This is a genomic window from Rhodococcus sp. FG69 (assembly GCF_057808915.1).
The window spans coordinates 66,045-89,523 of sequence record NZ_JBMDIX010000012.1 but is presented as its reverse complement, the minus strand read 5'-3'; the positions used below and the strand labels follow the sequence as shown (position 1 = coordinate 89,523).

The following is a 23,479-nucleotide window of genomic DNA, read 5'->3' as shown; positions in this document are numbered from 1 at the left end:
GTCGGTATCTGACGTCACTTTCGGAACGGTATGTCAGTTTTGTGCGCTATGCAATAGGCTGAGCCCCATGACCGTGGGTTCATCTCTGACTCGTGCCGAGCGGAAGAAACAAGAGTTACGACGGGAAATCGTCGAAGCCGCGTTCGAGTGCTTCGCGGAGCGCGGATATCACGCCACCGGGATCGCCGACATCGCCGCACGGCTCGGTATCGGTCACGGCACCTTCTACCGGTACTACGAGAACAAGCGCGACATCGTCGACCACGTCATCACCGATCTCATCGAACGAGTGGTCGGGTCACTGACCGCAGAAAACGCCCCCGAGGCGGCGAGCAGCCTGGCCGACTACCGTCGCCAGACGGCACGAATCGGCGACGCCCTCGCATCGGTCTTCGGCTCGGATCCGAGGATCGCACGCTTCCTCGTCCTCGAAGCCGCCGGAATCGACGCCGACATGCGCGAACGGGTGTTGGACTTCCACGAAGTCGCCGTAGGACTGACTGCCGGTTACCTCGAACATGGCGTCGAGATCGGCTATCTACGCACCGATCTCGACATCGAATCCACTGCCCGAGCCATCAACGGCATGATTCTCTCCGGGGTTCTTGCCGCATTGAGGGAACCCGACCCGGCCGCCCAGGAACGCATGGGCACCGCCATCAGACGGGTTATGTACGACGGGATCTCCGCGCGAGAGTGACGATCAGTCCGCTGATGCGGAGTTCTTGCGCCTGCTCGCGGTGAATCGCGCCTTCTTCTGACGGTTGCCGCACGTGTTCATGTCGCACCATTTGCGGGTGCGGCTTTGGCTGGTGTCGAAGAAGGCAGCGTGGCAGGTCGGCGATGCGCAGAGGGCCAATCTCCCGTCTCGTTCCCCTGCGATGATGCCGATCGCGTCAGCGGCGATGACTCCCAGGGCATCTACGACGCCGTCGGACGCCGCCCTGAGGCGCCAGCGCTGATCGCCCTCGGGCGTCAGAATCGCTGCGGCCCGCCCCTGACTGCTGCAGTCATTGATGACGCGGACAGCTGGTGCAGGGAGAACCCCCTGGGTCGCGGCAGCTGTCGCGGCAGCGTGAATCGATTCCCTCAATTCCCGAGCGAGGTCGAGCTGAGCAGCGGTGCAGGACTCCACGGTCAGACCACTCACGGCCAGCCAATCGACGAGTCGCTGCGGCGTAGGAATGCGTTCCACAGCGTCGCCACGACGTTCGGTCAGAGTCGCCGTGAAACTCGTCGCCAGCACGGTACCGAGACGAAAATCGGGGTGGCCAGCATCCATGGAACCAGCTTAGCCGGTTGCTTGCGGCGCGAGGAACTGTTAGAACCATCTAAGCCGGTTCCACCGACGATCAAGGAATGCGAAGCCGATGACCACCGACGTACACCCCTTCGAAGCCCACGCACCTGAAGATGACCTCGACGATCTCCGCGCACGTTTAGCCGCGGCACGGCTGCCGGAAGCCGAGACGGTCTCGTCGGCCAAGCCCGGCCCTCGCCGTTGGGAACAAGGAGTTCCGCTCGTCGACCTCATCGACGTCGTGAACTACTGGCGCACCGAATACGACTGGCGGTCATTCGAAGCGCGCCTCGATCAGATCGACCAGTTCCGCACGGTCATCGATGGTCTGGGAATTCACTTCTTGCACCGCCGATCCGGGCGCACAGATGCCACTCCTCTGATCTTGACGCACGGCTGGCCGGGCAGCGTTGCCGAGTTCATCGATGTGGTGGACGAGTTGGCAAATCCGACAGACACGGACGCTCCGGCCTTCCACGTCGTGGTCCCGTCGCTGCCGGGCTTCGGTTACAGCGACAAGCCGACCAACACGGGGTGGGGAACCGAAAAGATCGCGGCCGCATGGGTGGAACTGATGGGAAGGCTCGGATACAGCACGTTCGTGGCCCACGGCGGCGACTGGGGAGGTGTGATCACCACGATCCTCGGCGGCAGGTTCCCGTCGCACGTTCTCGGTATCCACACCACGTTCGCGCAGGCCCCGCCGGGGTTGTCGACGGACGGGCTGACGGCGGCCGAGCTCAAGTGGACCGAGGAGACCCACCAGTTCTGGCACCACCGCGCGGCGTACGCGAAGCAGCAGGCAACCGGGCCGCAGACCATCGGCTACTCGCTCGTCGACTCACCCGTCGGACTTCTGGCCTGGATCCTCGACAAGTTCGCCGAGTGGACAGACACCGAAGACAGCCCGTTCGAAGCGATTTCGATGGACAGCATCCTCGACAACGTCACCCTGTACTGGCTGACACGGTCCGGCGCATCATCGGCCCGCATCTACTACGAAAGCCACAACTCGCTCGATCCCGAACTTCGGGTCGACGTCCCGTCAGCGATCACCACGTATCCCCGCGACATCGAGAAGTACCCACGCGCCTGGGCGCAGGAGCGATTCCGAAATATCGTCCGATGGAGGACACCCGACACCGGAGGACATTTCCCGTCGCTGGAGGTTCCCGATTACTTCGTCAAGGATCTACAGGAAGGCCTCGCGGCTGTGCTTGCCGGTGAACGGATTCCGTCCGAATACGCTGTGCTGTAATAAATACGGGTCGACAAGCACCTCCGAGTGTTGACACCATGGCGTCATGGGCCTCACCGTCTCAGTCCTCGCCGATCGACCCGATCTCGCCGATGCTGTGTGGAGCATGCCGGACTCGTGGCCGACATTCGTGACGCGCGATCCCATCGCACAGATGTACTACACACCCGACGTCGTCGAGCTGTTTGCCGACTACGTACTCGTATGCCAGGACGAGACTGGCACCGTCGTCGGGAAGGCATATTCGATCCCGTTCCATCTCCCCGACGGAGACCCGCTACCGAGCGATGGCTGGGACGGCGCGATCCGACGCGGCATGAGCACTCGGCTCACCGGCCGGATTCCGAACGCCGTCTGCGCCCTCGAAATCGCTGTGGCACCACACGCGCAAGGGCGTGGACTGTCGTCGACGCTGCTCGTCGCGTTGAGAGATAACAGTCGCAGGCTCGGATTCGACGAACTGATTGTTCCGCTGCGGCCCAACGGCAAGACCGACATCGACGAGCCGATGAGCACCTACGCCTACCGAACGCGGGCCGACGGACTACCCGCCGACCCGTGGCTGCGCGTCCATGTGCGAGCAGGAGGACGCATCGACGGCGTCGCTCAGCGGTCGATGGTCATCCCCGGAACTCTCGACGAGTGGCGAAATTGGACCGGCCTACCGTTCGACAGCTCCGGGCCGGTAGAGGTTCCTGGAGCCCTTACGCCGGTGCTGTGCGATCTCGCGCACGGGACGGCGGTGTACGTCGAGCCGAACGTGTGGATTCGTCACCGGTCCGAACGGTAGTGCTCGCCTTTGTAGTCGGCCGCGTGCTCTACTCCATCGCGTTGCTCAACTGTTCCGGTGTCCATCGCTCGATGGCCCGGCCTTGGCTGTCGGTGAAGTTCTCGACGGTTCCCTCGGGGTCGACGACGATGATCCGATAGCCCTCTTCGATCAGTGTGGTGGCCGTCTCCGAGGACGTGCGTTCCGCTACGGGCATCACCTCGTCGACCCGGCTCATGTCGAAGATCACCAGATCTGTCCGCGGTGGGTGAGTGAGGATCTCGTGGACCAACGACTCGATGCTGCTCAACACGAGGTCGCCCTGCAACACATAGACAGTCGCTTCCGTACCGTCGCCGAGGGAGACGACCTGCGTCTCGCGCAGCGAGGAGCGGGACGGCCTGGTCGCCTCCATCAGGTGCAGACCCATGTCCTCGGACAACAATTCCACCATCGCCACACCCCTGGCACTGTTGCCGTGCGCATCCAACCGAGGCGAGAACACCGCCACGCCAATCTGTCCCGGCAATACCCCGATGATTCCGCCGGCCACCCCGCTCTTGGCCGGGATACCCACCGTCGTCAACCAGTTGCCCGCCGCGTCGTACATCCCGCACGAGGCCATGACACTGAGCAGGTGACGATTGGTGCGCCTGCAGAGAAGCTGTTCACCGGTCTTGGGTTGCACGCCGCCGTTGGCCAGGGTGGCTGCCATGAGGGCGAGATCGCTCACCGTCACCGAAGCCGCGCACTGGCGAATATAGCCCGTGACCGACTCGGTGGGATCGGCAGGCAATGCTCCCGACCCATGCAGCAGGTACGCAAGTCCCAGGTTGCGATGAGCCGTCTTCAGCTCCGAGTTCGCCACCGCCTCGTCGACCTCGATCGGACGGTCCGCCAGGTCGCCGAAGTACCCCAGCATACGATCGATCGCCGTTCGCCCCCCGCCGGATTCGATCAGGGCGTGTGTGGTGATCGCGCCCGCATTGATCATCGGGTTGCGCGGCTTGCCTGTCTCCGGGTCGAGTGAGAGTTCGTTGAATGCATCACCGCTCGGCTCGACGCCGATGCGATCGAGCACGTATTCGAGGCCGTGGTCCTCGATCGCGAGCGCATACGCGAACGGCTTGGACATCGACTGGATGGTGAACTGGTGGTCGGTATCGCCGCAGGCATAGACCGTACCGTTGGTGGTGCACAACGCGATCGCCACACGAGACGGATCGGCTGCAGCGAGTTCGGGAATGTAGTCTGCTGTCGATCCCGAGACGACGTGCTCGGTAGCAGCGATGATGCTGTCTAGATAGTCCAGAATGGGCGAGCGCATCGGCAAACCTTCCTCGGGCGGCTCACATGAGTGTTCGTACCGGCACAACAGCACTACCGTCGCTAGTGGTCAGCGCGTTGTGTAGCCACCGTTGGCGAAGATTGTCTGCCCGGTGATCCACCATCCTTCGCTTGCAAGGAAACGAACGATCGGCGCGATGTCCTCGATCTGCGTCAACTGGTTCTTCAACGCCTGCGACTTGTGAAACTCGACGCGCTCCGGGGTTTCCTGGCCGTAGAAGAACGGTGTGTCCATCGGTCCGGGAGCGATGTTGTTGACCGAGATCCCGCGCACACCGAACTCTTTCGCCGCGGCGCGGGTGAAATGCTCCACCGGGCTCTTGCCGCCCGCATACGTCGAGTAGCCGTCGGTCAATGCGGCGAGGAGGGCGGTGACGATTGTGATCACCTTGCCGTCGTCGTTGATTCGTTTGCCTGCTTCCTGAATGAAGAAGTAGGCAGCCTTGCTGTTGATACCGAACATCGAGTCGTATTCATCCTCCGACGTCTCGACGATCGGCTTGCGTAGAACCTTGCCGACGGTGTTGACGGCAATGTCGACGCCACCGAAGGCGTCGACAGCTGTGTCGAACAGCTTCACGATGTTCGCTGGACGCGTGAGATCGCCTTGGAACTTCACGGCCTCGACACCCGCTGCCTGTGCGGCGTCGATCGTCCGGTCGGCGTCGGCCTCGGTGCTGTCGCTGTTGTAGTGCACTGCAACGTTGACGCCTTGCTCGGCAAGTGTGGTGCTGATCAGACCGCCGAGGTTTTTCGCCCCCGCAGCTACGACCGCTGATTTGCCCTGTAGCGAGTTGGTCATCCGAATCTCCTTCGCGTTGGTGTCGATCTCGAGACCAACGGTAGGGTCGGGATGCACAATTGAAAAACGCAAAGAATGCGTGCTTGCACAACCATTACTTGTGGGAGGAGATAGATGACGCCTCAGTCGACCCCGCAGCTCGACCTCCGTCGACTGCGCCAGTTCGTTGCCGTCGCCGATACCGGGTCGCTGACTGCCGCCGCGGCCCTGCTCTTCGTCTCACAACAGGCAATGAGCAGTGCCATGCGTCAGCTGGAGAAGGACCTGGGGGTACGACTGCTCGATCGACGCGGGCGCTCGACCGTCTTGACCGCAGCCGGCCTCGAGCTCCGCCAAGGTGCCCCGACGCTCCTCGCTGCCGCCGACTCGTTGGGTGCGGCAACTCAACGGGCCGCCCGGGGCGCGGCCAAGCCGTTCGTCGTCGGCCACTCTCCCGCAATCACATCCGAGGAGGCCTTCACCAAGATCGAACCACTTCGCGCAGCAATGCCAGAGATGTCGGTGACCGTCCGGCAGATGTTCCCGGACCGAATTCACGATGAGCTCGTGGACCGGACCGTCGACGTCGTACTGCGACGCGGAGTCATGACGCCACCGGATCTCGCCACTGCGGTACTCCACTACGACACACTGAACATTGCAGTCGATTCCAACCACGACCTCGCCCGGTGCAACGAGATCTCACTGCCGGACATCGCCGACTGGCCACTGGTGGTGTGGGCACCACCCGGCCACTCCTTCTACACTGACTTCCTCGTCTCTGCCTGTAGACGTGCGGGTTTCGAGCCCACGTTGGTTGTGAACCCCATTCAGGGAACACCTCCGGTGACGGCCGTCGTAGGAACGGACCGAGTCGCCCTCGTCACTGCAGCCGTAGGCCCGGCTCTGAACGGGCAGGTGCGGGTATCGAGCCTCGCCGACGCCCCGCGCGTCCCGGTGCAGGCAGTGTGGCTGCTGCACACCATCTCTCACGCTCGGACGGCGCTGCTCGAAGCCGGCAGCCGCGATCAGTGAACGACTACTCATCGAGGCCCTGATATCCAACTCGCGCAGCCACTCCCATCCGGGAGGACCGGCACCTGCGGGCGCGGTCGGTGGCGCTGACGTTAGGCTACCCTCATGAAAAAACGACAGTCGTCCATGCAGCCCGTGGTCTGGGCTGCGTCAATGGCGGCATTCTTCGCGATGCTGACCGGTTGCGGCCAAACCACGCCCAATACCGACCAGACAACTGGAGTAGACGAGTCGACCTCGAGAACGGTCCAGCATTCTTTCGGTGAAACAACCATTCCCTCGGACCCACAACGCATCGCGATCCTCGACGGTGACCGCACCCTCGAAGCTGTCGTAGCCCTCGGCGTCGACCCGATCGCCGCGGTCAAGCCCCCGTTGACCGGTGACTACTCTCCGGCTGTTCGCGAGGAACTCAACACCGAGCCCACCGATATCGGTACCGCGGGTGCAGGGGTCAACCTCGAAGCGCTTCTGGCAGCCGAACCCGACCTGATCATCATGCGCACCACCGTCGAGAACAGTCGTGAAGTCTACGAGCAGGTTCAGTCCATCGCCCCCACCGTCGTCGTCGAGTACACCGACGCAGGATGGAAAGACACCCTCCACCAAGTCGCAGGCTTTCTCAACGAATCCGATCTCGCAGACAGCCTGATCGACGGCTACGACGCAGAAGCTGCCCGCGTACGCGAGACCCTCGATACCGACGGGGTGACCATGACCGTGGCCAGGGTTCGCACCGACTCCGTGCGCTACATGACCCAGAACGGATCATTTCCCTACTCGGTGCTCGTCGATCTCGGGTACCGTGCTCCCGCCCAACAAGATTTAGGGTCTCCGGAGGTAACGACGGTCGATGTCAGTCCAGAACTCATCGACGTCCTTGCTGCCGATCACATGATTCTGCTCACCGACGCCGGTGCCGACGACGCTGCCTCCGCGCTACAACAAAACCCGTTGTTCGCCAACCTCGGCACCGATGTCACTGCGCTGCCGTCCAAGGACTATCTCTTCGGCAGTGTTCTCACCGCACACCGTCTGATCGATACGGTCTCCGAGCGATGACTGGCATCCCAGCAGTGCCACCAGCAATCGGTCGCCGTACTCCTGGTTGTGCAGCGATCGCTCGCACACGTGGTGAATCACTGCGCGGCACCGCTGCCACGGCGAGGGGTTGGCTGCTGATCGAGCACCCGGGACCGTGGGGGGTAGCACCGTTCCAATCGGATGGGCCACTCGGTGCGGTCGGCGTCGAACTGCAGCGACGATGCACGCAACTACGAGTCCGACTTCAGCTGATACGAGATCCACACCGGCCACGGACTGACACTTCCCAACGCCGAACATACCTGGTGCACTCCGGGCGCTCCGGGCCATGGATCACGCGCCACCACTATCGACGCCTGAACCAGCTACTCGATCTCGATATCGCCGCCGCAGTGGCCGCTATCCCGCCGGAGTCCGGTGAACGAGTATTCCAGCCTCTGTATCTGGTGTGCACTCACGGAAAGAAGGACCCGTGTTGTGCAGTGTTCGGGCGCCCGGTCGTCCATGCTTTGGCCGACGCACGCTCGCCGGTATTCGAATCCACGCATATGGGCGGTGACCGATTCGCCGGCGGAATGGTCGCCCTACCCGACGGCAGCTACTACGGTCATGTCGAGCCGAGCACCGCCGAAAGGATCGTCGAACGACACAGCAACGGCCACCTGACACTGAACAACTACCGTGGCCGGTGCACCGACACTCCTGCGGTTCAGGTCGCAGAACACGGCATACGAACCTTACGGATGCTTACCGGAATCGGCGATGTGTACCCCCGAGGAACGACATCGGCTGGCCAAGACACCGAAGTAGCATTCGATACGCCGGGTGCCGCCGTCACAATCCACGTGACACCCGCGCCACAATCAGCGCGACGAACCGCCTGCCATGCAGCCGAACCGCTCTCCCCCGACCACGGCAAGATCACGTCGATCCACTTCACCAGTCTCGCTTGACAATCCCTAACGAGTAGCAAGTACGAGCCCACCGATGTATTCGCAACTACCAGCACACGATCGGACCGGCTTCGATCAGGTAGTGGCCTCCGCATCGAGCCGGCTCAGAGTCTCGGACAGCTGATCCTGCGTGACAAGCGGGAACTTCACCTTCTCGAGCAGGTTCTTGTCGGTGACCTTCGACCAGTCGTAGGTGTGGCGGACCAGCGTCTCGTTGGGGCCCTGAGATTCCAACTCCCACAGCCATTCCCACCCGGGAGGCTCGGTACCTGCGGGCGCGGTCTTCCAGGCCAACAACTTGTCCTTGGCGTAGCCGGAGACGTGATTGTCGGTTTGGTACTCGCCGCCCATGTGATCGCCCTGCATGTTCATCGTGAACACTTCGCCGACCTTCTGGATGCGATCGGCGTGGTCCACACCTCGGATGAACCCGGAGCCGTCGAGCGATTGGTGTCGCTCTGGGTTGGAGAGGACGTCGAAAACTGCGTCGACCGGCGCCTCGATGGTGCGTTCGACAGTGACCTTCGTTGTGTCGCTCATCCCTCCACCCTGCCTGCACTTTGCCAACGGGGCAATGTAGCCCTGGCCAGACGCCTCGTACCGCCCTTCGCCCGCGTGGCCACTCCAGGTTTCAGCGGATATCGGGTGATTCTGGGTGATGGTTCGGACAACCGCGCTCGAGGCGTTGTCGCGTCGGAGTTTTTGTCGGTGCTCGGTTGTAGCTTTCGGGGCATGCAGAAGTTGGGGGACTTTCAGAGCGCACACACGCTCTCCGATCAGGAGCTCGTGTCCGCACTCGCGCATATCCACACCACCGAAACCTCCCTCGCCGCATCGAAACTGGCAATCCTCGCCGAATCCGACCGCCGCGGCCTCGCCCTCAAACTCGGCTACTCCTCCGTCGCCTACTGGCACGCAAAATCCACCAGAACTCCCGAAGCCCAGTCCGCACACCACATTCGCCTCGGCTACTGGCTCACACAACACCCCACCGTCGCCGACGCCTTGACCGACGCCGACATCCACCACGCCCACGCCACCGCCATCGCCGACGGCCACACCCTCATCCACACCGCAGACCCCACCCTCGACAACACTGCCCTCAACGCGACGCTGCTCGACATCGCCACCCGCTCCCTCGCCTCCACCGTCACCACACGCGCCCGCGAACTCGCCCACCAGGCCGCAGCCGACGCCCAAGCCCGCCACGACGCCGCCCGCAAAGCCGCCGAAGCCCACGAAGCCGCCCGGCGCGCACGTGAAGAAGCCGCCCGACGCGACGCAGAAGACAAAGCCCGGCGTACCGGCACACCCAACCCCGAACCCGACAGCACCGATTCAGGCGATGATCCTGCTCCGGATCTGCCTGATCTTCCCGACGGCCCCCGCCCACCATCAGCAGCAGAGAACCCCGCGTTGAACATGCTGAAAATCTTCCAACTTCCCGACGGGCGGAGCCGGGTCGAAGGCAACCTCGACACCCTCACCGCCGAGAAACTCCGCACCGCCCTCTCCCCACTCACCGCACCGAAACCCGGACCCGGCGGCGCCCTCGACCCGCGGTCCCCCGCCCGGCGCAACGCCGATGGTCTCGCCGAAATCCTCGACCGCCACCTCGCCGGCGACAAAGGTACGACCTTCACCGCCCCCGCGCGGGTCAACCTCATCGTCAACCTCGCCGACCTCCTCAAACGACCCTGCAGTCACCGCACCGCAGGGGAAGGGAGTCCACTCGATCGGGAGTGGCCGTTCCAGATGGAGTGGACCGGCCCGATCTCCGGACAACTCGCCGAACTCCTGACCTGCGATGCGGATATGACCCCGATCATCGTCGACGGCGCCGGAGTGCCCCTGGCGATGGGCCGAACGGTGCGCCTCGCCCCACCGCAACTACGGAACGCTGTCATCGCGAGGGATCGATGTTGCGTCATGTGCGGTCGACCCGCAGGCTGGTGCCACGTCCACCACCTCCACTACTGGCGTGACGGAGGACCAACAGACCTGACCAACTCGGCGCTGGTATGCGGGCGCTGCCACCGCTCCATCCACCACGGAGACTGGGAAGTCGTCCTCGGCGACGACGGACACCCACAGGCGATCCCGCCCGCCGCCGTCGACCCGAATCGACAACCCATCCCCAGCTACCACCGACGACGACAACGCACCGCATAACAACCGGCGCCAACCCCACCGACATAGAAGCTACGCATCCACAACCAGCGACAACGATGCACAACTTCGATCTCGGCGGGGGTCGACAACATCCGGACTACAATCGGTCAAAACGGCTGCCCAACTGCGGGATACACGATGCACTACCAACCGACGACTCAGAGCCCGCCCTCCGATCGACAGAGCCGAAAGGCGGTTCCATCAATCCACACCCACCGCCAACGATGTAACGCCATCCATCACATCCACGACCTACCGGACATCGACGTCGAGGGAAGGCCATCCATGCCAGCAGGCACTCTGTCCACACACGGGTTCGTCGATGCTTGACCACGAGGTAGTCGAGGCGAGACGACCGGCACGATGGTGGACCTGGCTGACCGCGATCACAGCGTTGCTTGTCACCCTCGTCTGCGGAGTCATCCTCTACTCCTTCATACCGCCGACCGTGTCCTTTCCGATCTTCGCGTTCGCCGCCTGGGTGCTACTCGTCCTCGGCGCATTCTGGCTGACGTTCGCTCTCATCGGATGGTTCAAGTACCGAGCGTTTCGGTGGACCCTCGTCGCACCCGTATTGGTGCTTGTCACAATCGGACTGGTTGCCCTCTCGGTACCGTCGACCTTCGCGTTCACTGTGTCCAAACGCGCACTGAGCACCGCCGCCGACCAGTGCGGCGAAACGTTCGAGGACCAGACGATCGGTCTCTACCGAGTATGGATGACAGAACGAGTCGACGGCGGTTGCCTGTTCTACATGGACGGCGGCTTGATCGATCCCGTCGGTCTTGCGCACATGCCGGACGGAGTTCCGTACCTCGGCGACCCACGCCACGAGGGCGACATCGGATACCAGGAGTTCAACGGCGACTGGTACCGATTCGTAGTGGCCTTCTGAACCGCATGTCAGTGCGTCGACGTGGCCAGTTCTTCGAAAACAGCGGCGCGGGAAAGAAACTCACACACCATATTCGGAATCCACTCGCTGACAAGCGAGAGCCGGTCGGGAAAGTGACACTCGAACCGATGCCGGACCGGCCGTCGGCCATGCGCCGTGGCAATCGATGTTCCATACCTGAACGACGCTGCGGCAAGAGGCGTCAGAGGATGCCTTTCGCCGCTGCTACGGCGGCCAAGGCCACAACGGCAGCCGACAACACCGCAATCAAGACTGCCTCCATTGGGCTCGGCGTGCCCGGTTGGCGTATTCGATATCGGCCCGACCGGCGATTGTTCAGCTTCACAATTTCAGATCTAAACCTAATTTAGGGTTAATTTCCAACCGTAGAGACCATTCGATGGAGATTTCCCAAAGAGAACCCCAATGGACATTCATACCTGTCGGTCGAACGTATTCGAATCGCCCTAGTATGTCCGCAATCATCTGTGCGACAGCATCGGTCAGTCCGGCTCGAAGATGTCCTCGATGCTGCACTCGAACACAGATGCCAGCCGGAACGCGAGCGGCAGGCTGGGATCGAAGCGTTCCTTTTCGATCGAAATGACCGTCAGACGCGTCACTTCGACCCGCTCGGCAAGTTCGGCTTGCGACCAACCCAATTCGACGCGGCGGCGTCGTACATCGTTTTTCACGTGTTCATGCCGACAGCGCTCGACGACGCTGAATCGCGTAGCGCATCGTGCACGATGCGAACGCAGTGAACAGCAAGGCGGTCAACAGCACGGTGGCCGAGACGTCGGCGCGAGTGATCGACACCGCCGTCAACGCGAGCCCGATGACGACAACGAGATCGGTGGCTGTCCCACTCAAAGCATCCTTCTGCCAACGTGATTCGATATCATCGTCGGAGATGGCCGGTTGCGGCGCCGCGACAGGTGCGACGCACACGATCCAGCCGAGCCCGATTCCCACCGGCAGCGCACAGATACCGAACACCACAGCGGACAGCAGCGGAGCGACCGGCGACAGCAAGAACGTCACCAGACCCACGACGACGGCCGTAGCCAGCGCAGTGAGACCGGCCAGTGTCCATCGAGCCGTCATGCATTCCTCCTGATGTATAGGTCACTGAAGGTATAGCTAACTATACATCCGGTGCGCGAAGAAGCAACATCTATAGGCTGCGGGCATGAAGGGTCGGCTCATGCTCGTCGCGGTAGTTGTAGCCGCGTTCGCCTGGTACATGATCGGGACTGCCCCCGCCCCGCGGGGGGTCGCGGAAGTAGGGCCCGCGGAGGCGTTCACGTGCGCTGCGCCCACCGAGACGATCGGCCACCAGACCACGTTCACTCCCCCGCCCGCCATCGCACGGCCCGTAGCGGGCACCGTGCCCGAGGATTTCACCCCCGTCGAGGCAGTTGTCTGTGCGGAATTCACCGAGGGCTTCGTCGACGCCGACAGATCCGTGAAGTACTACGAATCGCACTACGCAGGCGACTTCTCCGAAGCCATCGAACAGCTCAACGCGCCATCCGCTCGCACGAGCCTTCTTCCAGACGACTGCAGCGTGTACAGCATGCCGATGATCCCGGACATGTTCCTTCTCGACGCCGACGGTCGCGCGGTGGAACCGATGTATCCATCGTCCGATTGCGGGGTGAACCTGAGCGGCCTCTTCGCCGTACAAGATCTCCCTGAGGTCGAAAAGGTCGAGCACACAATTCAACTCACCGACGACGGCATCGAGGCGCTGCGTGGATGTTCGCCGGAGTTCGCCGTGCCCGAGCCTGGCCCGCGAACACTGGAACCGAATACGTTGTCGTTCGAGGGGCTGTGCCACTTTGCTCTACCGGGGTCCGGACCGGCGTTCCGCGGTGTCACCAACTACGGGTACGACGACGAAGTCGCGCTCGCGGACGTCATGCCGGCACTCCGCCCGGCCCCGCCGTGCACTCAGCGGGCCACTACGGTGTTCACCACGATCGGCCACGACTTCGAGGCGATCGAGCGGGATCGCGTTCGAATGCTCGTCGAACTCGACGGCTGCCGTCGAGTGTTGGCTGACGGCTTCGTTCCGTTGGGTCCGCTGACCGACTCGCTGGCGGATCAGTTGGCATTCTCGATGCCGTGATCGGTACGTTGTACAGTCGATAGCATGGGTAAAGGATTTCGCGCACTCGACGACCTCACCCGTTCGTTCTTCGGTGGCCCAGGGGCCGCGCTGTTCGTCGTCGTTGCAGCGTTCTTCTTCATCGTCCCGGGCATCGGCAAGGCCGCGGGGCTCGACGCGCCCTCCATCGCACTGTTCTTCGCCGGTCTGTCCGTATGCATCATCGCCGTGAGCCGAGTGCGTCGGCGGCTGCGCAAGTCTCTCAGCTAGGGCCGTGCCCTAGTGCGCGCTTACCGGGTCCAGGATGACATCTTCGGAGATATGAACTCGGTTGTTCTGTAACGATTCCCGAGCTCTCCGTTCAACCAGCAGTGGAACGAAGTCACGGATCTTTTTGTTCTCGAAGCGCGCACGCTCGACTGCGATCGCGTCGTCGATGACTTGCCCCGGAACGGCTGGGAACGCTGCGCCCAGTCGATCGCGTATAGCTGCGATATGGTCGTCTTCGGTGGTGGTCATCGATTCAGAATCCGCCTCGATACGCGCCATGGTCAACCCTTTAGCTCAGACAGTTTTCGCGATGTCAGCGAGGTGTCTGCGGTGCCGGGAAAACGATCGTGCAGCGCGTCGAGCGTGTTCCACTTACTTCTGGCAGCTTCGACATGCCACAGCCCTGCGGAGGCTTGCCCGGATTCCCACGCAGTCTGTGCGGACCTCTCGGATTCTTCGACCTGTAGCGAGACTGCCAGGTTCATGCGATGGCAGCCGTCGGCACCTGACAGTATCGGCTTGGGCGAATTGCCGCTGAACATGTGGGGGTCGAAATCAGACGTCGCCACCGGTGCTATTCGTCCAGCCAGAGCCGCCTGCGACACACCTCACGCAATGCACCTTTGGTTGCCGGGTCGAGCTCAACCGACAAGTCTGGGTCGTCGAGCAGATCTTTCAACCTGGCGAAGTATGCCGAGGGTGCGATGCCGAAGTCGACCATGATGTCCTCGGCCGGGCCGCCGCCATAGGGCAACCACCGACGGGCGAATGTAAGCATCCGCTCCCGCTCGCGTGCGTCGAAGAGTGCCCCGGCCATGAACTCAGTATCACGGCCGGATTCCCCCATGGCCTCCCGAGAAGTTGGCCAGCAAGCGTCCCCTCGATGAACACTTACATACACACTGCGCCACCACGTGCGTTTCCCCTAGGCCCTCGCAGACTTCTCGGTCTCGGATCACCGCAATGCCGTCACTGCGATACGTGCGACGCGCCCGATCGCCTGGTCCACCAGCGGAAGGTGTAAGTCCGATCGCGCAGCACGAGTGAATACCGACACCGCAATTGGTGCCTCGCCAGGGAAGACCACCACCGCGACTTCGTTGCGGATAGGACCTATCGTTCCGGTCTTACCGGCAACCGTCACATCGGAGTACGGCAGCGCGGACCGAATTCGGTGCGGCCATATCTGCTGCGACATAATCGTTTTCATGTTGGCCGTCATTCGCGGTGATGCGGCTCGCCCTTCCCAGATCGCGGACAGCAAAGCGTTGATGTCGGCGGCGCTGGTAGCAGTGGTGTACGCCGGATCGTATGCGGCGGTCTCGTGAATGACGCTGTTGCTCGCCAGTAGCCCGACAGCCTCCGCGAGGCTGAGCGCACCGGTGTCGTGGACGAGTTGCCCTTGAAGGGCCGCCGTTCCGCCCACTATTCGCGTACTGCTCAGTTCGAAATCAGCAATAGTCTGCTCGACGATGCCAAATCCCAGTGCGCCCAACAAGATATCCGCAGCGGCGTTGTCGGACACGGTGATCATCGATCGGACCAAGTCCAGCCATGACAGAGTTACCGGATCGGTGAATGTGCTGATGCCCGTAGGCCCGGGCGTGCAGTCGGCGGGGACGACTCGAACCTGTGTGTGCGGATCCAAATGGCCGGAATCGAATGCCCGCGCCGCAGCAACAAGAACGACGAGTTTGTAGACCGAGGCTGCCACGACGGGCTCGTGTCCATTGACGTCGACCACCGGTCCGTCGCCGTCGATTCGTTGGGCGCGAAGCCAACCGCGACACCCAGCGTCGTGGAACACGGCAACTATCCGGTCTTCGGTCGGGCTCATCTTCTACCCCGAAGCAGTTCGCGGTCGATGGCATGTACCGGTTCGCTCAGGTCGATCCCCGGCGTCGACACGATCCGCAGTCGGAGAGCGGTCTCGTCAGGGAGCATCCGCTTGTGCATGGTGCCTGTGTGTTCGGGTGCCGCTGTGGTCGCGAAGCCGAAGCACGATCCGGACGCGACGGCGGCGGCAACCTCACGGTGAGTGGAAGCGACGCCGACCTCCGGATCGAGCCCGCGGCGCCGGAGATTGTCGATGAGCAAGTCATGCGTGGGTGGATTGTGGTCGCGTGGCACGGTGACGAGGCGCAGACCGTCGAGCATCTTCAGACGCGGTGATGCGGCGTCTGCGGCGGGATGCTCAGCGGGTAGTACGACGGATCGAGGAACCGTGATGATCGGGCCGGCATCGAGACCTTCGGTGTCCGACGGGAACTGCACGACGGCGAGGTGGAGTGCGCCGCTTCGCACTTCGGAGATCAGGTGCGCGGATCCGGCGGTCACAGGGATCACGGAATGGTCGGGTCGAGGTGTGACCGCCCGCAGAATGCCGAACGTGCAGCGGGCAATCAGCTCGTCGTCGAGTTGCGGCACGCACCCCCATTTCAGTCCTTGCAGGGAGCCCTGTCGATGTCGGGCGTCACCGAGGAATCTGGCTGCATCGTCGACGATGAGGCGCGCACGCGGGAGCAGGGCCGAACCGTCGGCCGTCAGGACGGCCCCTTCTCGTGTGCGTTCGATCAGTTGAAGGCCCAGGTGACGTTCGAGTCGGCGCAGCCCTTGCGAAACCGGTGGCTGTGTCACTCCCAGTGCACTTGCGGCTCGACCGAAGTGGCGGTGCTCTGCAACCGCGACGAAGTATCGAAGGTGACCGATCAAGTCCATGACAGCCAGTCAACACGTTCGCTAGAAGCACCATTGTCAGACCCGCGCTCGAGGTGCTTCTGAGCTGCCGTTATTCCAATCAGCAATCGCTCCGCAGACCGCGACGACTTGGCTTGTCGATCCCTTCACGTGCTTCGGTCAGTGCATGAACCACGAAATCACGAGACGCCGAGCTCTACTGGGCGCCATCGCTGCGGGCACCGTCGCCCTCGTCGGGTGCGGAGAGACCTCGGCTCCACCACAAGCTCGGGCACGCAACACCATCGACGACGACGTGGCAGCCCTGGAGCAGCGATACGGCGCACGAATCGGTCTGTGGGCTTCGGATCTGACATCCGGCGGTATCGCGTCGTATCGTCCTGGAGAATCTTTCGCCATGTGCTCGACATTCAAGCCCTACGCTGTTGCCGTCGCGCTCCAATTCGCCTCGAGGGGTTTGTTGAACCTCGACGACGCCGTGCCTGTCACGGCTGCGGATATCGTCGTCAATTCACCAGTCCTCAGCACCCTGATCGGGGGCTCGATCACCCTGTCCCAGGCGTGCGACGCCGCCCTCACTCGAAGCGACAACACCGCGGGAAATATTGTGCTCAGGGCCATCGGTGGTCCACCTGCCATCACCGCATTCGCCCGCAGCGTCGGTGATGCCCGCAGCCAACTCTCCAGATGGGAACCCGAACTCAACGAAGCGCTACCTGGCGACCCGCGTGACACGACAACGCCCGAATCGTTGGCCGCTGGATATCGTGCAATCCTGACAGGCGATGCGCTGGAGAAACCTCACCGCGAGCGCTTGGTGGGATGGATGCGCGACACGCGCACATCGGACGAACGATTCAGAGCAGGCCTGCCTCTGGGATGGTCCAGTGCGGACAAGACAGGAGCGGGGTACTACGGATCCACCAACGACGCCGGCTTACTGTTCGGACCGTCTGGGCAGCAGATCCTTGTTGTCGTCTTGACCCGATCGCACAACGATCAGCAGGACGCATCACCGCTCAACGAAGCTATTGCCGACGCCGTCCGCGTCACGCTCTCCAATTTCGGGCACACATGAAGGGCAGTCGGATAGGTGATCACGTACGAGATCGTTGCTCTGCTCATGGTCGTCGGATTCCTGATCGGTTCAGCCCTCCTTCTTGTCGCTGTGCTGGTCTGCGCCACATGGCCCGCATTGAAAGCGTCGCTACGCTTCAGAATCGGTTTCGGTCTCGGGACGGTCGTCGCACTCCCGATGGTGATCGCTTTGCCGAACTGGCTGGAAAACCCCCGACTGTTGATGTACTTCGCGCCTGCAGCCGTAGTTGCGCTACTTCCATTCCTGCCCTGGTGGATCAGCGCGATGTACCAACCACATGGCAAACGCGCGAGAGAGACCGACCGTGATTGCGCCGTGGTGAGCCGAGCTGGTCCGAAGCGAGAACTGCATCAAGGCCGAGGTCGTGGGCGGCCGAAGGTCGACAGGTGCAGGTAGTTTCGGCGCAGTTCGGCGGCAGATTCTTCGAGTTCGGTATGGCTGATCGACCGTCCCAGCCAGTAGGCAACAACCCCACCTACCAGCAGCCAAACGGCTAAGATCCCGACGATCCACCACATCATCGGAACATCGTGACAGATTCCATGACACTTCACAGACGAATTACCGGTTTTTTATGATTAAGTTCAACACCGTGCCCGTTCGATAGGCGTAGCAGCTGACGGTCCGCACGAAATGTCCGGTCTTGCCCCGCGGTGGCGTCGAAACTTCGGATGCCGCGTGGGTTGTCGAACCGGTCCAGGTCCAGGTGACCGAATGACTCATTCGGTCTCAACCCAGCTCGAACGCGCACGTTTCCGCGAGCGCCCGGGTTGCAACCTGCGCACCCGCTGCAACCTGCGCGTTCGAGTTCATCCGACGCAGCCGTCGAGCATCCCGACCCAGATGTCAACCGTCGAAACGCGCCCCGCATCCCCACCGCGCATCGCGAGTGTCAGGCGGCCTGGAAGGCGATCTTGGTCAGCTCCTCGGACACTTTCCATATGCGCGAGGCGTCATCGATGCTGCGGAGCGGTGCGTACATCTTCTGCTCGGCGGGAGGGCCACCGAGGTTGCCGAATCCACGGGGACCGTAGAGGACGCCGGGCTTGGCCTTCGGATCGGTTGCGGCCATCAGCGCCGGGAGCCCAGCCGACTCGACGGTGCCCAGGAGTATGCCGCGGGCCGACAGACTCCGGATCAGCCGGTACTGCGGAGTGTCCTTGCCTCGATCGAGCTCGGGGCGGGCTGCGAGCAGGCTAGTCGGAGCCACCCCAGGATGGGCGAGGTTGCTGGTGATCTCCCACCCGTTCGCTCTGCTGCGTCGTTCCAATTCCAGGCCGAACAGCCCGAGCGCGATCTTGGACTGGCAATACGCGCGCATCGCGTCGTAACTATGCTCCCAGTTCAGATCCTCCCAATTGATTGTCCCCCGACGGGCACCGATGCTGAGCTGCGATGTCACCCGGGCACCACCGTCGCATAGCAGCGGTAGAAGCCCTGCGACAAGGGCGAAATGACCCAGGTAGTTCGTGCCGAACTGCACCTCGAATCCGTCGACCGTCGTCTGGCGGCTCGGCGGGCTCATGACGCCGGCGTTGTTGATCAGCAAGTGAATCGGTCGACCCTCACCGCGCAAGGTGTTGCTCAGTGCCGCAACCGATTCCAGCGACGACAGGTCGAGGCTGCGAAGCGACACGTTCGACTCGGGAGCAATCGACGCGATCGCTGCTTCGCCCTTGGCCATATTGCGCACCGGCATGATCACCTCGGCGCCCGCCGCGGCCAGTCGAGCTGCCATTCTCAGGCCCATGCCGTCGCTCGCTCCGGTGATCACTGCGCGCTGTCCGGACAGGTTCGGGATGGTGATGTCGATCGTTCTGCGTGGCATTGTGCGCTCCTTGGTGAGTTCCTTCGGTCGTGGTGTCGATCCTGGTCGGACGCCTGTGCCCTATCCAGGACCTGTTGATCACAGGCTCACCGGGCCGACGCGGAACCCGAGAGGGAGATCGCCCGGCCGTGGCTACTTCGTCACGCACGCGGTAGAAACGACTGAGGTTGTGGACAGGAGGAGCGTCGTGATCGATCGCAGTGGGTTGGCGGGGTTTCTTCGCAATCGACGTGAGGCACTGCAACCGGAAGACGTCGGTCTGCCTCGCGGACAGCGGCGCCGGACCAGTGGGTTGCGGCGCGAGGAGGTCGCGTCACTGTGCAACATGTCGAGCGATTACTACTCCCGACTGGAACGCGAACGTGGACCGCAGCCATCGCAGCAGATGCTCGCCTCGATCGCGCAGGGGCTTCACCTGTCGATCGACGAACGCGATCATCTGTTCCGCCTCGCCGGGCACAACCCACCGCCCAGGGGCACGTCGAGCGATCACATCAATCCTGGCCTGCTACGCATCCTCGATCGATTGATCGATACCCCGGCCGAGATCGTCACGGAGATCGGCGAGACTCTGCGCCAGACTCCGATGGGTGTTGCACTCACAGGCGACACGACCCAGTTCACCGGGCCCGCTCGCAGTTCCTGCTATCGGTGGTTCACCGAGCCGGCAGCCCGAAACCTATACGCCCCTGAGGAACACGCATTTCTGACCCGAATGTATGCGTCCGGTCTTCGCGAGTTCGCTACCCTCCGCGGCCCTGACTCCAAAGCGGCGCACTTGACGAGTCTCCTCTTGGAATGCAGCGATGAGTTCCGGCGGGCGTGGGACAACCACGAGATCGGGATACGACCGCACGATGTCAAGCACTTGATCCACCCCGAAGTCGGTGCGCTGGAGCTCAACTGCCAACGTCTCATCGATCCGGGCTGCGCCCACTCGCTGATGGTTTATACGGCGACTCCGGGCAGCGAGAGCTATGAGAGGCTCCAGGTCCTCGCCGTCATCGGTACGCAATCGCTTCGGTCCGGGGGTGCATAGAGCTCCATTCTTCGGCGATATTTACGGGATCCCGTAAATATCGGCGAAGAGTGGAGCAAAATTCACGGGCGCTCCAACTGCGCAACCGGCCGTCGACGCAGCACCACCAGCGCTACGGCCGCCGCGAGGACCGAGCCGACGGCGACGGCAGTCGACGTCCAGGTCCACGAACTCGGCTCGATACTGGTCAGCGGCGTGTATGAGGTCCAACCGTATTCGGCGACGAGAGGTACGGCGACCGCGATCGGCGTGGTCACCGCGATCGTCATGGCGGGACCGTTCGTCGGCAGCAACGATGCGTATGCCAGTCCGACGGCGAACGGCAGCACGAGGTTCACGACGTCGAACTGCGCATCTATGAAGATCCCGGTAGCGGCAACCACCGCCAACAGCGCAAATGCCAACAGCGGCGAAGGCCGACGCCATCCGACCACGATGCCCGACAACAACAGTGCGACGAACAACAGCGCGGTCGACATCGTCAGGGAATCCAAGGTCGTAGCCGCGAGGAACGCCAACGCCGCAAGAATCACCGCCCCTGTCATTCCAGGTAGTGCGAACGCCGCACCGACGAGCAGCGGTATGGCGGCCAGCCCGAGGAGCCATCGCCCCTGCATCGCCCCCTCGGACCCGAGTGAATTCACCGCGCGCACAAACAACCAATACAGAACGAGTCCTGCGATCGGAACGACGGTTCCTACCAACACCACCCGCCCGGTCCTCCAAGTGCGCACCGCCAATTCACCGAATACGCCGGTCCAGAGTGCAGCGATCAACAGGATTGCGAGCACACCGAGGATGATCAGCAGAGGCGTCTGGGACGATCCGGTGCTATCGACTGGCCCGACCGCGACCATTCCCGACAGAGCTCCGAACACCAATGCGCACTGCAGATTCCGACGATCGCTGGCGAGCGCTGCACAACCTCCGAGAATCAGCCCTCCCGCGATTCCCCGAAGCTGCAGCTGTCCCGCATACATCATGACCGACGCTATGGCGAGCACCATGATGCCGAGTCCACCTGCGGCCAAGGCCATCTGCGACCGCTGTGCGGCTGCGGCGACGACAACTGCAACGATCGCGCCGAGAGCCGCCGCTGATACTTGGCTGTCGAACAAGACATCGAGGCGATCGCCGCCGGCGACGAAAGCGAAGCTGCGGGATACCGTCGTCGTCAGGGCCCACACGGCGGCGAATGCACCCACGAATAGCGTCAGGTGCGCGAGGGCGCGTCGAGTCGCGGTCATCGATGTGCCGATTCGTTCAGGGCGAAGGTTGCCACGCCGTTCACCTTGTCACAGTCACGGCGGCGAGGAGCGAACTCCCGTGGCGGCGGTTGGTGCGGCTCGCACAGTGGCACGGTTGAGTTCACCCTGGTGCACTTGGTCGCGCCACTGGCGCGGAGCGCCCACGGGTGGGCTGCTGACCGGAACAACTCCACCAGTCGGACAGACGGTGCGGGATTGTCCGCACCCGACATCCCCCCGGTCCCACGAACATCGGGGCACCATGCGCCCTCACTCGTGACATGCTCGGTACATGCCGATGCCCCCATGGCAGGACCAACCAGCCGACCGCGAGTACAAACGCAAGCTTGCTGAGCTGCAAGTGCCGCTTCCACGCTGGTGGCCAGGCCGACTGAACGCGGAGGTTGTCGGTGGCGATCCAGACACCGGTGCCGTGCTCGTGCATCTGCCATTCGAGGGAAATCCCTACCTGGCGCGAGTGCCAGCCGAAGGTCCAGCGGGAGGGAACACCGCTTCGGCAATGTCCGAACTCGACCGCACGCTCACACGGTACGAGTGGATCGAGGGCGACTGGAAGTACATCGTGTTCAGCAGCGACTACCTCTCCTACGAAGATCTCGTACACATCAAGTTGTCGATGCGGTCGATCTCGCTCGAAACATCGAGCCGCTCTGCCCCTTTCGATCCCACTGACCAGGAGCTGTTCGACCTGCAAACACAGGGCTACGACTGGCAACTCCTCCAGAACGGAATTGTCCATCGGTACACAGACCGGTTCAGCCTCGACACCGCCTGCGGCCATCTCTCCGACCTCGACTACGTCGTCCACACCTTCGACGCTGCCTCATGGCGCAGCGTCCCTGACATGCACACGGACTTCGCCGCGACGATGTCGTTTCCGGACTACTACGGTCGAAATCTGGACGCACTGAACGACGTTCTCAGCGACGTCGGCCGCTACAGCTATGGCAGCGAAGCCTATTCTGCAGGAACGGTTGTGGCGATAGCCGACTACGATTCCTTCTTGCGACTCGACCGACGCACAGCGCTCGCTGTACTCGACATCTTCGCGGGTCAGGCACGTCTGGCGGCCTTGTACGGTCACGCCATGTTGTGTTTGATCGAATCCACGGACAGTGACCTCGGTCGTGTCGGAGGGTCGAGTGTTCTGGGCGCGACGGTGTCCGAGTTCCCACCCGATCCACCCGAACCGTTCGACGAGTCGGTGGTCATCGAATTCAGCTTTCAGTTCTATGCGACGGACGCCGAAGCAGAAGAATACGTCGCCGATCTGCGTTCGGCAGTCTCACCCGTACTCGACCAGGTTGGGCGCCATCAGACTCGTCTTTCGCTGGCCTCCGAGCGTGCCGGTCAATTCGACAAGAGGCATTCCAGTTCCAGACGAGAACGCCAACCTGGGCAGAAGCTCTTCGACATCAGCATAGGAGCGCGAGGGCGGGGCGATCGCAGCGTCCTCGGCGAACAAGTCTTCCATGCGGTCACCGCAGCCAAGCTGCCGTTCGAGCAGATGACCGAGACACCGTTCGGCGGTCCGTACGTGGCAGACGCCCTGGAACGCTATCCAGCCCTCTCATCTGCCACAGATCCCACCGGATGAATCAACCGGACTCC

Annotated in this window: 27 protein-coding genes; 14 read left to right on the top strand and 13 right to left on the bottom strand. The window is 62.7% G+C overall.

Features of this window, described 5'->3' with window-relative positions; translation table 11 throughout:
- Nucleotides 1–67 precede the first annotated feature (67 nt).
- Complete coding sequence (locus ACODSO_RS11890) at nucleotides 68–700, top strand: TetR/AcrR family transcriptional regulator (protein ID WP_489037162.1); 633 nt, start codon at nucleotides 68–70, stop codon at nucleotides 698–700.
- A 3-nt stretch (nucleotides 701–703) separates the two neighbouring features.
- Here the strand turns inward: ACODSO_RS11890 and ACODSO_RS11885 are convergent, their stop codons facing one another.
- Nucleotides 704–1,282 carry a CGNR zinc finger domain-containing protein gene (locus ACODSO_RS11885; RefSeq protein WP_489037161.1) on the bottom strand — a complete coding sequence of 193 codons (579 nt, stop codon included), beginning with the start codon at nucleotides 1,280–1,282 and terminating at the stop codon, nucleotides 704–706.
- Between the two features lie 88 nt (nucleotides 1,283–1,370).
- Here ACODSO_RS11885 and ACODSO_RS11880 point away from each other — a divergent pair, with 88 nt between their 5' ends.
- The gene (locus tag ACODSO_RS11880; RefSeq protein WP_489037160.1) at nucleotides 1,371–2,558 is read left to right on the top strand and encodes an epoxide hydrolase family protein; all 1,188 of its coding nucleotides are present in this window, start codon (nucleotides 1,371–1,373) and stop codon (nucleotides 2,556–2,558) included.
- A gap of 46 nt (nucleotides 2,559–2,604) precedes the next feature.
- The gene (locus ACODSO_RS11875) at nucleotides 2,605–3,348 is read left to right on the top strand and encodes a hypothetical protein (protein ID WP_489037159.1); all 744 of its coding nucleotides are present in this window, start codon (nucleotides 2,605–2,607) and stop codon (nucleotides 3,346–3,348) included.
- 28 nt (nucleotides 3,349–3,376) lie between these two features.
- Here the strand turns inward: ACODSO_RS11875 and glsA are convergent, their stop codons facing one another.
- Nucleotides 3,377–4,654 (bottom strand): glutaminase A, encoded by a 1,278-nt coding sequence (gene glsA / locus ACODSO_RS11870; RefSeq protein ID WP_489037158.1) that lies wholly within the window; start codon nucleotides 4,652–4,654, stop codon nucleotides 3,377–3,379.
- A 69-nt stretch (nucleotides 4,655–4,723) separates the two neighbouring features.
- A complete protein-coding gene (locus ACODSO_RS11865; RefSeq protein ID WP_489037157.1) occupies nucleotides 4,724–5,476 on the bottom strand; it encodes an SDR family oxidoreductase in 753 nt (250 codons plus the stop codon).
- Between the two features lie 114 nt (nucleotides 5,477–5,590).
- Here ACODSO_RS11865 and ACODSO_RS11860 point away from each other — a divergent pair, with 114 nt between their 5' ends.
- From ACODSO_RS11860 to ACODSO_RS11850, 3 genes are all read left to right on the top strand, one after another.
- The gene (locus tag ACODSO_RS11860; RefSeq protein ID WP_489037156.1) at nucleotides 5,591–6,490 is read left to right on the top strand and encodes a LysR family transcriptional regulator; all 900 of its coding nucleotides are present in this window, start codon (nucleotides 5,591–5,593) and stop codon (nucleotides 6,488–6,490) included.
- Between the two features lie 105 nt (nucleotides 6,491–6,595).
- A complete protein-coding gene (locus tag ACODSO_RS11855) occupies nucleotides 6,596–7,552 on the top strand; it encodes an ABC transporter substrate-binding protein (RefSeq protein ID WP_489037155.1) in 957 nt (318 codons plus the stop codon).
- The gene (locus ACODSO_RS11850) at nucleotides 7,549–8,487 is read left to right on the top strand and encodes a ferredoxin family protein (RefSeq protein ID WP_489037154.1); all 939 of its coding nucleotides are present in this window, start codon (nucleotides 7,549–7,551) and stop codon (nucleotides 8,485–8,487) included. The genes ACODSO_RS11855 and ACODSO_RS11850 overlap by 4 nt, the downstream gene beginning before the upstream one ends.
- A gap of 75 nt (nucleotides 8,488–8,562) precedes the next feature.
- On the opposite strand, the gene ACODSO_RS11845 is transcribed toward ACODSO_RS11850, so the two are convergent.
- Nucleotides 8,563–9,027 carry an SRPBCC family protein gene (locus tag ACODSO_RS11845; RefSeq protein ID WP_489037153.1) on the bottom strand — a complete coding sequence of 155 codons (465 nt, stop codon included), beginning with the start codon at nucleotides 9,025–9,027 and terminating at the stop codon, nucleotides 8,563–8,565.
- 192 nt (nucleotides 9,028–9,219) lie between these two features.
- Between ACODSO_RS11845 and ACODSO_RS11840 the strand changes: the two genes are divergently transcribed.
- On the top strand, nucleotides 9,220–10,659 hold the full coding sequence (locus ACODSO_RS11840) for an HNH endonuclease (protein WP_489037152.1): 1,440 nt from the start codon (nucleotides 9,220–9,222) through the stop codon (nucleotides 10,657–10,659).
- A gap of 322 nt (nucleotides 10,660–10,981) precedes the next feature.
- Entirely contained in the window at nucleotides 10,982–11,554 is a 573-nt protein-coding gene (locus ACODSO_RS11835) for a hypothetical protein (protein ID WP_489037151.1), read from the top strand.
- Between the two features lie 503 nt (nucleotides 11,555–12,057).
- Here the strand turns inward: ACODSO_RS11835 and ACODSO_RS11830 are convergent.
- Nucleotides 12,058–12,249, bottom strand: coding sequence for a helix-turn-helix transcriptional regulator (locus ACODSO_RS11830; protein WP_489037150.1), 192 nt, complete (start codon nucleotides 12,247–12,249; stop codon nucleotides 12,058–12,060).
- Nucleotides 12,250–12,253: 4 nt separating this feature from the next.
- Nucleotides 12,254–12,661 carry a hypothetical protein gene (locus ACODSO_RS11825; protein WP_489037149.1) on the bottom strand — a complete coding sequence of 136 codons (408 nt, stop codon included), beginning with the start codon at nucleotides 12,659–12,661 and terminating at the stop codon, nucleotides 12,254–12,256.
- Between the two features lie 85 nt (nucleotides 12,662–12,746).
- Between ACODSO_RS11825 and ACODSO_RS11820 the strand changes: the two genes are divergently transcribed.
- On the top strand, nucleotides 12,747–13,688 hold the full coding sequence (locus ACODSO_RS11820) for a hypothetical protein (RefSeq protein ID WP_489037148.1): 942 nt from the start codon (nucleotides 12,747–12,749) through the stop codon (nucleotides 13,686–13,688).
- Nucleotides 13,689–13,712: 24 nt separating this feature from the next.
- Nucleotides 13,713–13,937 (top strand): hypothetical protein, encoded by a 225-nt coding sequence (locus ACODSO_RS11815; RefSeq protein ID WP_489037147.1) that lies wholly within the window; start codon nucleotides 13,713–13,715, stop codon nucleotides 13,935–13,937.
- Nucleotides 13,938–13,946: 9 nt separating this feature from the next.
- Here ACODSO_RS11815 and ACODSO_RS11810 read toward each other — a convergent pair whose 3' ends face one another.
- From ACODSO_RS11810 to ACODSO_RS11790, 5 genes are all read right to left on the bottom strand, one after another.
- Nucleotides 13,947–14,186 carry a three-helix bundle dimerization domain-containing protein gene (locus ACODSO_RS11810; protein ID WP_489037146.1) on the bottom strand — a complete coding sequence of 80 codons (240 nt, stop codon included), beginning with the start codon at nucleotides 14,184–14,186 and terminating at the stop codon, nucleotides 13,947–13,949.
- Nucleotides 14,187–14,218: 32 nt separating this feature from the next.
- Complete coding sequence (locus tag ACODSO_RS11805; protein ID WP_489037145.1) at nucleotides 14,219–14,506, bottom strand: hypothetical protein; 288 nt, start codon at nucleotides 14,504–14,506, stop codon at nucleotides 14,219–14,221.
- Nucleotides 14,507–14,511: 5 nt separating this feature from the next.
- Nucleotides 14,512–14,754 carry a DUF3263 domain-containing protein gene (locus ACODSO_RS11800; protein WP_489037144.1) on the bottom strand — a complete coding sequence of 81 codons (243 nt, stop codon included), beginning with the start codon at nucleotides 14,752–14,754 and terminating at the stop codon, nucleotides 14,512–14,514.
- Nucleotides 14,755–14,892: 138 nt separating this feature from the next.
- The gene (locus ACODSO_RS11795) at nucleotides 14,893–15,774 is read right to left on the bottom strand and encodes a serine hydrolase (RefSeq protein WP_489037143.1); all 882 of its coding nucleotides are present in this window, start codon (nucleotides 15,772–15,774) and stop codon (nucleotides 14,893–14,895) included.
- Nucleotides 15,771–16,655 (bottom strand): LysR family transcriptional regulator, encoded by an 885-nt coding sequence (locus ACODSO_RS11790; RefSeq protein WP_489037142.1) that lies wholly within the window; start codon nucleotides 16,653–16,655, stop codon nucleotides 15,771–15,773. The genes ACODSO_RS11795 and ACODSO_RS11790 overlap by 4 nt, the downstream gene beginning before the upstream one ends.
- A 145-nt stretch (nucleotides 16,656–16,800) precedes the next feature.
- On the opposite strand from ACODSO_RS11790, the gene bla reads away from it, so the two are divergent.
- Nucleotides 16,801–17,712 (top strand): class A beta-lactamase, encoded by a 912-nt coding sequence (gene bla, locus ACODSO_RS11785; protein ID WP_489037141.1) that lies wholly within the window; start codon nucleotides 16,801–16,803, stop codon nucleotides 17,710–17,712.
- 15 nt (nucleotides 17,713–17,727) lie between these two features.
- Nucleotides 17,728–18,129 (top strand): hypothetical protein, encoded by a 402-nt coding sequence (locus tag ACODSO_RS11780; RefSeq protein WP_489037140.1) that lies wholly within the window; start codon nucleotides 17,728–17,730, stop codon nucleotides 18,127–18,129.
- Nucleotides 18,130–18,625: 496 nt separating this feature from the next.
- Here the strand turns inward: ACODSO_RS11780 and ACODSO_RS11775 are convergent, their stop codons facing one another.
- A complete protein-coding gene (locus ACODSO_RS11775; RefSeq protein ID WP_489037139.1) occupies nucleotides 18,626–19,561 on the bottom strand; it encodes an SDR family oxidoreductase in 936 nt (311 codons plus the stop codon).
- A gap of 187 nt (nucleotides 19,562–19,748) precedes the next feature.
- Here ACODSO_RS11775 and ACODSO_RS11770 point away from each other — a divergent pair, with 187 nt between their 5' ends.
- Nucleotides 19,749–20,600, top strand: coding sequence for a helix-turn-helix transcriptional regulator (locus ACODSO_RS11770; protein WP_489037138.1), 852 nt, complete (start codon nucleotides 19,749–19,751; stop codon nucleotides 20,598–20,600).
- A 62-nt stretch (nucleotides 20,601–20,662) separates the two neighbouring features.
- Here ACODSO_RS11770 and ACODSO_RS11765 read toward each other — a convergent pair whose 3' ends face one another.
- Complete coding sequence (locus tag ACODSO_RS11765) at nucleotides 20,663–21,847, bottom strand: hypothetical protein (RefSeq protein ID WP_489037137.1); 1,185 nt, start codon at nucleotides 21,845–21,847, stop codon at nucleotides 20,663–20,665.
- A 292-nt stretch (nucleotides 21,848–22,139) separates the two neighbouring features.
- Between ACODSO_RS11765 and ACODSO_RS11760 the strand changes: the two genes are divergently transcribed.
- Entirely contained in the window at nucleotides 22,140–23,465 is a 1,326-nt protein-coding gene (locus ACODSO_RS11760) for a barstar family protein (protein ID WP_489037136.1), read from the top strand.
- The last annotated feature ends 14 nt before the right edge of the window (nucleotides 23,466–23,479 follow it).